We start from the raw sequence: 8,134 nt of genomic DNA, 5'->3' as shown, positions 1-8,134 counted from the left end.
GGGGGGCAATTCGAATGTTTTTTGGAGAGTATGAACATAACATCGATGATAAAGGAAGATTGATCATTCCTTCAAAATTCAGAGAATGTCTGGGAGGACAGTTCGTTTTAACGAAAGGACTGGACTGTTGCCTTTTTGTTTTTTCCATGGAAGAGTGGGCGAACTTCGAGGGTAAATTAAAGTCTCTGCCGGTATCTGATAAAGATGCCAGAGCTTTTACTCGATTTTTCTTTGCCGGTGCCGCTGATTGCGAATTAGACCGACAAGGCCGGGCAAGTGTTCCGGCATCCCTTAGAAAATATGCAAAAATAACAAAAGAAGTCACCATTATCGGGGTATCAAACCGACTTGAAATTTGGGATAGTCAGTTATGGGCCGACTACAATAATGATGAGGACTTGAACTACGAGGACATTGCCAATAATATGGCCATGCTGGGTATTTAATGAAGCCTGAAACTTTTTCTCATACCACTGTTTTATTACAGGAATCCATTGAAGGTCTTAAAATTAATCCTCAGGGCGTTTATGTTGACTGCACCCTTGGCGGTGGCGGACACTCCCAATGGATTTGTGAAGCCCTTGAAGATACCGGCGTTTTAGTGGGTATTGATCAGGATGATTTTGCCTTGGATTTTGCAAAGAAACGGTTAGAGCATTATACCTGTAAGCGTTATTTTGTAAAAAGTAATTTTGCCAGTTTAGCTAAGGTTTTAGAGGGACTCCATCTCTCTGAAATCGATGGTATTCTATATGACCTCGGGGTTTCGTCATTTCAACTGGACGACGATACCCGAGGCTTTTCCTATCACCATGATGGTCCTCTGGATATGCGAATGAATCAATCCGCAGATTTAACAGCAGAAACCGTTGTGAATGATTATCCTCCGGGTGAATTGAAAAAAATATTATTTATCTATGGAGAGGAAAAATTCTCAAGCCAAATTGTTAAATCCATTGTGCGAGCAAGGGAAAAAAAACGAATTTTAACGACTCTGGAATTAAGCGAAATCATAAAAAATGCTTATCCTCCAAGGGAACGATATAAAGAGAAACATCCTTCACGAAAAACTTTTCAGGCGATTCGTCTGGAGGTCAACGGCGAACTGAGAATTCTGGAGAATTCTCTTTCTCAGGGACTTGAAGCACTTAAACCAGGAGGGAGAATGTGTGTTATTACATTCCATTCCCTGGAAGATCGTGTCGCAAAACACCTTTTTAAAGAACGGGCAAATCCTTGCACATGTCCACCGGACTTCCCCCAATGCGTTTGCGGAAAAGAACCAGAAGTTAAGCTTATTTCCAGAAAACCGATATTGCCGGGGAAGAATGAACAAGAGGAAAATCGTCGATCTCGAAGTGCTAAGCTTCGGATTGTCGAAAAGCTGGGTGCAGGACTTAAAGCTCAATAAAGGAGAGTCCCCATGGCGAGTACAATAAACAGAAAGAGAAAACGAAGACAGGGACCGAATAAAAAACGATTGACCTTAGCCTCGTATGTAGTGATAGCTTGTCTCATTACCTTTGTTGTAATGGCAATGCTTTTGTTTCAGAAATCGGCCATTAACGAAGTAAACAGCCAGATACTCAGTCTTCAGAAGACTTTAGATGTTGCAGTACAGATTAACGACAGCAAAGAAGGACAACTTGTAATAAATTATAATTTACAAGCCATTGAAGCCCAGGCAAGGGGCTATGGTATGACAGAACCTCTTCCCGGGCAATATCGCCGGGAAACCACAACTGAAAAAAAACCGGTTTTACCAATCCCAGAGAGTCCTGCAGTAAAAGGGTGGCTGGAAAATTTATTTTAAAATGATGCGGGCAAAGCTTTGCCAGGCATGAATGTCAATTTTGGAGAAAAAATGTGAATAGAGAAAAAAGAGCACAACGCGAGATAGGACCGGTAAGCAAGCAGAAAAAAATTCTTTCTGCAATGGTTCTGCTTTCGGTGTGCTTAATTATTATTATCGGAAACTTGTTTTATATACAGATTGTAAATTCTACCGGGAAATATGCAAGGCAAGTTGATCAGCTGGTAGAGGAAGTACCCATTAAAGCTTCCCGTGGGGATATTTATGACAAGAATAATAATATTCTGGCTAAGGATTCCTCAGCATCTGCTGTTAATGTGATTCCTTTTGAAGTTGAAGATCCTGAAAAACTGGCTGTTACCCTCAGTACCAAACTGAGTATGGACCGTGCCGAAGTCATGAAGCAAATTTCGGTTTTAGAAAATGATATAGTGGAAGTAAAAACAGGGATCAGCGGCAGTCAGGCGGCAACGGTTCTCAGCCACAATTTCCCCGGCGTAACGGTTGAAGACAGCAACCTTTACTTTAAGCCTTTATCCATTACCGATCCGGCAGGGGTCGCACAAGCAATGTCTTCGGATTTACAGGGTTCCTATGACGATTATTATGCAAAGGCAATTCAAAAGGAAAGCCAACCCGTACTGATTAAAGGAAAAGTTGATAATGCACTGGCTCAGGAGATCAAGGAATCAGATGCTATTCTTGACAAAGATGGTAATGTTCAAAGCAACAACGGCATTGAAATATTAGGGGATTATCGTCGTTATTATACCAACGGCAATTTCGCTTCTTATATTCTGGGTTTTACAGGGATTGATCATACCGGGCTTTATGGGGTTGAAGCAACCTATAACGATGTGCTAAAAGGTGATGATGGCGTTGTTTACTTTCAGAAAGATGCCAATGGTAATCAGATTCCCTCGCAAACAAAAGTTCTGAAAGAACCAACCCAGGGCAAGGATATTGTTTTAACCATTGATAGTAATATCCAGCTAATTACAGAAAAGGCTGTATCTCAGGCAGCTGCACAATGGAAAACTAAAAGCGTTACTGCGATTATAATGGAAGCTAAAACCGGTGATATTGTAGCCATGGCATCTAAGCCGGATTACAATCTCAATGATCCTTTTACAGTTGACCCCGCTTATGCCCAAACCCATGCAGCAGATCTTGCAGGGAAGACCACGGGAGAGCAGCTATCAGCAATGTATAAAAATCCGGCAGTAGGCTTTATTTACGAGCCGGGTTCGACCTTTAAAGCCCTTACAGGAGCAGCAGCTCTTGAGGAAGGTGTCGTGACTCCGGATACCGTTGTTTATGACTCGGGATCAATTCAAGTAGGGGATGCAGTCATTCAATGCGCAACCGGCCCTCATGGTGCGGAAACGGTTTCCGATGCCATTGCCCACTCCTGTAATCCCGGGTTGGTTCAGATTATTGAGCGCTTGAACCCGGATGTTTTTTATCAATACGTCTATAATTTCGGACTGGGTGCAAAAACCGGTATTGAATTAGATGGCGAAGAAACCGGGATTATCAACCGTCTTCCCGCGGCAAGTGGCGCAATTAACGAAGTGGATTATGCAACCTTTTCCTTTGGACAGGGTTTGGCAACCACGCCAATTCAGATGATCACTGCGTTAAACTCTGTTGTCAATAACGGCTTTTATGTTAACCCCACCATTATATCCAGTGTCACCAAGGGAGACGAGAATAAATCCCTGAAACAGGTTATCTCAAAAGAAACATCGCTGGCAATGCGAGAAATTATGCGTAAGGTTGTCGGATACGATGCCGAAATGAGTAATCTTTCACAGGGCTACAGTATTGGCGGAAAAACAGGAACGGCTGAAAAATTTATTGACGGTGCCTATTCAAACACTAAATATGTAACATCCTTCTACTGTTTTGCACCCATAGAAGATCCTAAATATTCCATTCTTATTGTTCTTGATGAACCCACAGCCGGTGCCTTCGGAAGTACCAGTGCGGCGCCAACGGCTATTAGCCTGATGAAACAGGTATTGAATTACAACTCAGCGGATGAAAATCTCAGCCAGGATAATTCCCAGGAACTCCAGAAAGGTGTTGTCACCATTCCCGATCTCGTTGGTCAGGAAAAGGATTTTGCAGCAAGTATTCTTGATGAAAAAGGGATTCGCTATAGCTTTGATCTGGGTCAGGGCGGCAATACTGTTGTCAGCCAGAGTTTACCCGTGAATTCAGTTTATGATGTGACTACCGAGGTCGTTCTTGGTTTGGGGGCACCATCCAGTGAAGCATCCACCACAGTGGTTGTTCCGGATATTAAAGGTCTTTCAATTCAAAGCGCCAATGAAATTTTAACAGGTCTGGGATTGAATCTTAAAATCACCGGAAATGGTTTTGCCACCAGTCAAAACCCTGCACCAACCACCGTTGTGGATAAAGGCAGTGATGTTAACGTAACGTTTACCCCATAGGTTATAAAGAAGAAAAGCAAGCGCGAAAAATCCTTGCTTTTCTTTATTTCTAAAGTTTGATATAATATCACGGTCTTTTTAATTTAAAAGAAATACAGTTAAATTTCAGGAGAAAGATCAGGTAAGATTAATCTATGGAAAGTATAATGATCAATAAAATACTCGACATCACCAGTGGCGAGCTACTTCAGGGAGAAATGAATCAGGAAATTAACGGGGTTGTCATTGATAGTCGGACAGTCAAACCGGGCGATTTATATATTCCCATTGTCGGGGAAAATAATAATGGACACATTTTTATAAAAGATGTTTTTAAAAATGGCGGAACGATTACGCTAACCCAGGAGAAGGGAATGGATTTCCCCGGGAAAATGACGGTAATTTTTGTACCTTCCACATTGGAGGCAATGAAGGCATTAGCCAGCTATCATCGGCATCGATATACCCTGCCTGTGATTGCGATTACCGGCAGCAGCGGAAAAACAACCACTAAAGATTTAGTAGGGGCGGTCCTTTCGCAAAAACATTGCATCCTTAAAACCCAGGGGAATTTCAATAATGAATACGGCATTCCCCAGACACTGTTTCAATTAGAACCAAAGCATGAAATGGCAGTTATTGAAATGGGCATGGATCATTTAGGGGACATTACAAAATCAATTAATGAAGTTGATCCGGATATTTCAGTGATTACAAACATTGGGTTAACCCATATTGAGATCTTAAAAACCCAGGAAAATATTTTTCTGGCTAAAAAAGAAATCCTGCAAACATTGGGAAATGGAAAGATTGCGCTGGTTAATGGGGATGATCCTTTTTTAAGAAAATTAAGCTTTGAAGAGCATGCTTTTAAAGTCAAAAGTTTTGGGTTTCAGGGTGAGAATGATCTTAAACTTCTGGATTACACATCCCACAGCCGAGGTCTGAATATGAAAATGGACTGGGAAGGTCAAATGGAAAGCTATACCTTTACATTTCCCGGAAAACATAATATTTACAACTGCATGGTTGCAATATGGCTCGGACATTATTTTAAAATGACGCAACCGGAAATTCAAAAAGGTCTGGATGCTTTTGTCCCCAGTCAAAACCGGATGGATATTTTTTCAGTCCATGAAATGATGGTTATCAATGATTCCTACAATGCAAATCCAGACGCAATGAAAGGGGCATTGGATGTTTTAAACACCATGAAAACAGATTATAAGCGTTCCATTGCAATTTTGGGAGATATGCTGGAAATGGGAGATTATGGCCCGGCCGCACATTTTAAAACAGGTGAATACGCTCGGATGAAAGCAGATATTCTGATTGGGGTCGGGCCTCTTGGTGAAGATATCTGCAGAGGGTATGGCTCTGACAATGGACAGGTTTATCATGTTTCTGATGCTAAAGCCGCAGGAGAATGTGTTGCTGCGATTATGACGGCCGGAGATATTATTCTGATTAAGGCATCAAGGGGAATGGGTCTTGAAAAAACCCTTGACTATATTAAAGGGGAGAAAAAGTAATGGAGATAACCACTTTAAAAGCAGGACTCATCAGTTTGTTAATTTCATTTGCCCTTGTTTATTATATTACCCCTCATTTTATACCCCTTTTAAAACGGCTGAAGTTCGGACAGTCCATTCGGGAGGAAGGTCCTCAAAGTCATCTTCAGAAATCAGGAACCCCTACCATGGGTGGTTTAGTCATCCAACTGGGAATTATTTTAGCGGTGATATTGGTTTCCTTATTTACCGGGTTCTGGGATTTTTTTCCAGTGATCGTCATGGTGTTTTTCGGAGCCATCGGTTTTATCGATGATTATATTAAGGTCGCAAAAAAACATAATCTCGGCTTGCGGGCATGGCAAAAGCTGGTTCTTCAGTTTATTGGAGCCGGAGCCATTGCTCTTTATGCTTATTATACGGTCGGGTCAGAACTGATTGTTCCTTTTATGAGTCAGCCCCTTGATTTTGGATTTTGGTATGTACCCTTCACATTTTTTGCTATTATCGCCATTGTCAATGCCGTCAATCTCACCGATGGTTTGGATGGGTTAGCCTCTGGGGTTACCCTCATTGTGTCAATCTTCTTTTTTGTGGGATCATTGATTCTACCCCAAGCCAGTACTTCCATTTTCATTGGCGGGGTTATTGGCGGGTGTTTAGGATTTTTAAGATACAATTCAAAACCGGCAGCTATTTTCATGGGCGATACCGGTTCCATGGCTTTAGGCGGAGCCGTTGTGGTCATGAGTATACTGACACAATTGCAATTTTTTTTACTCATTGCCGGTGGTCTCTTTGTCATCGAGGCTTTATCGGTTGTGATTCAGGTAGGCTATTTTAAAGCGACCAAAGGAAAACGCTTTTTTCGAATGGCCCCCATCCACCACCATTTTGAATTAGCCGGCTGGAGTGAAACAAGGGTTGTGACTGTTTTTTGGGTAGTCACAGCAATTTTTGTTACCATTGCATTTATTTGCTTAGTTTAGGAGAGTGCCTTTATGAAAAAAACAACATTGGTTATTGGAGCAGCCCGAAGCGGAGTTGCTGCAAGTGAATTATTACTGAATCGAGGGGAATCTGTTATTTTAACCGATACCCGTGCAGCCCGGATTGTTTTAGAAGAATCACCTCAGATCTGTGATTATGAAAAAAACCCTTTATTCCAAGCGGTTTTTGAAATTCAGGTCAGTCCGGAGATGATAACCAAAATTGATGAGATTATTATTAGTCCAGGGGTGCCATTAACAATTCCCATTGTAAAAGCAGCCTTTGAACAGGGGGTTCCTGTTATTGGAGAGGTTGAAATTGCCTATCGACTGACAAAAACCCCTTTTATTGCTATTACCGGAACCAATGGAAAAACCACTACCACCACTTTATTGGGAGAAATCTTTAAGGCCTCAGGCCGAGGAACCTATGTGGTTGGAAATATTGGCGATCCCATTACAAAGTATGTGGCAAATGCCAAAGAAGACGAAATTTTCATCACCGAAATCAGCAGCTTCCAATTAGAAACCATTGATACATTTAGCCCAAAGACAGCAGTTATTTTAAATTTAACCCCGGATCATCTGGATCGTCACCTGACCATGGAAAATTATTTAAAAGCCAAGGCACGTATTTTTGAAAATCAAAAACCTGAGGATTTATTAATCTTAAATGCCGATGACCCTCTGGTATGTGCGATCGGAGAAAAGGCAATTTCCCGAAAAGCCACTTTCAGTTATAAAAGAGTTCTGGATTTTGGCGCCTGGTGCCTAAACGGTGAACTGTTTATTAATGACGGAAAACAAACTGTTTTTGTATGCAAAGAGGCGTTACTGGGTATTGTGGGACCCCACAATACCATGAATGCCCTGGCCGCATTAACTGCCGCCTATTTTTCAGGCGTATCACTTGCTGTGATTGTCTCAGTATTAAAATCCTTTAAAGGGGTTGAACATCGTCTGGAAATGGTTGGTTGTTTTTCAGGAGTGACCTATATTAATGATTCAAAAGGAACAAATACCAGCGCCACCATTACCGCACTCAATGCAGTAACCCAGCCTGTTATTTTATTGGCTGGCGGTTATGATAAAAAAGAAGATTATTCCGATTTAATGGCTTTAGTGGCAAAACGAGTCAAGCGACTCATTGTATTAGGGGTGACTGCTGACGACTTGACTAAGGCAGCGCATCAAAACGGATTTACAAATATTAAACGGGTTGAAGATTATGAAGAGGCGGTTGCTGTTGCAAAAGCCGAAGCAGAATCAGGGGATACGGTTTTGCTGTCACCGGCCTGTGCCAGCTGGGATATGTTTGATAATTATGAAATCAGAGGCAGGGTTTTTAAGGAATTGGTGACCAGGGATCAATAAGAAATT

At 41.7% G+C, this 8,134-nt stretch carries 7 protein-coding genes; all 7 read left to right on the top strand.

The annotated features are described in order from the left end of the window. Positions 1–14: 14 nt before the first annotated feature. The 7 genes from mraZ to murD all read left to right on the top strand — a co-directional run bounded on the left by mraZ (position 15) and on the right by murD (position 8,128). Complete coding sequence (gene mraZ / locus VIK44_RS08225) at positions 15–446, top strand: division/cell wall cluster transcriptional repressor MraZ (RefSeq protein ID WP_331553387.1); 432 nt, start codon at positions 15–17, stop codon at positions 444–446. Further along, positions 446–1,411, top strand: coding sequence for a 16S rRNA (cytosine(1402)-N(4))-methyltransferase RsmH (gene rsmH, locus VIK44_RS08220; protein WP_331553384.1), 966 nt, complete (start codon positions 446–448; stop codon positions 1,409–1,411). The genes mraZ and rsmH overlap by 1 nt, the downstream gene beginning before the upstream one ends. A gap of 12 nt (positions 1,412–1,423) precedes the next feature. After that, positions 1,424–1,813 (top strand): hypothetical protein, encoded by a 390-nt coding sequence (locus VIK44_RS08215; protein ID WP_331553383.1) that lies wholly within the window; start codon positions 1,424–1,426, stop codon positions 1,811–1,813. Between the two features lie 53 nt (positions 1,814–1,866). Further along, positions 1,867–4,275 carry a penicillin-binding transpeptidase domain-containing protein gene (locus tag VIK44_RS08210; protein WP_331553382.1) on the top strand — a complete coding sequence of 803 codons (2,409 nt, stop codon included), beginning with the start codon at positions 1,867–1,869 and terminating at the stop codon, positions 4,273–4,275. A gap of 134 nt (positions 4,276–4,409) precedes the next feature. Then, a complete protein-coding gene (locus tag VIK44_RS08205; RefSeq protein ID WP_331553381.1) occupies positions 4,410–5,786 on the top strand; it encodes a UDP-N-acetylmuramoyl-tripeptide--D-alanyl-D-alanine ligase in 1,377 nt (458 codons plus the stop codon). Further along, complete coding sequence (gene mraY, locus VIK44_RS08200) at positions 5,786–6,754, top strand: phospho-N-acetylmuramoyl-pentapeptide-transferase (RefSeq protein ID WP_331553380.1); 969 nt, start codon at positions 5,786–5,788, stop codon at positions 6,752–6,754. The genes VIK44_RS08205 and mraY overlap by 1 nt, the downstream gene beginning before the upstream one ends. Positions 6,755–6,766: 12 nt before the next feature. After that, a complete protein-coding gene (gene murD / locus VIK44_RS08195) occupies positions 6,767–8,128 on the top strand; it encodes a UDP-N-acetylmuramoyl-L-alanine--D-glutamate ligase (protein WP_331553379.1) in 1,362 nt (453 codons plus the stop codon). Positions 8,129–8,134: the final 6 nt, after the last annotated feature.

This window comes from Acetobacterium sp. (assembly GCF_036508315.1).
Lineage (GTDB): Bacteria > Bacillota > Clostridia > Eubacteriales > Eubacteriaceae > Acetobacterium.
The sequence above is the reverse complement of the archived record's forward strand: the minus strand, read 5'-3'. Positions and strand labels throughout refer to the sequence as shown.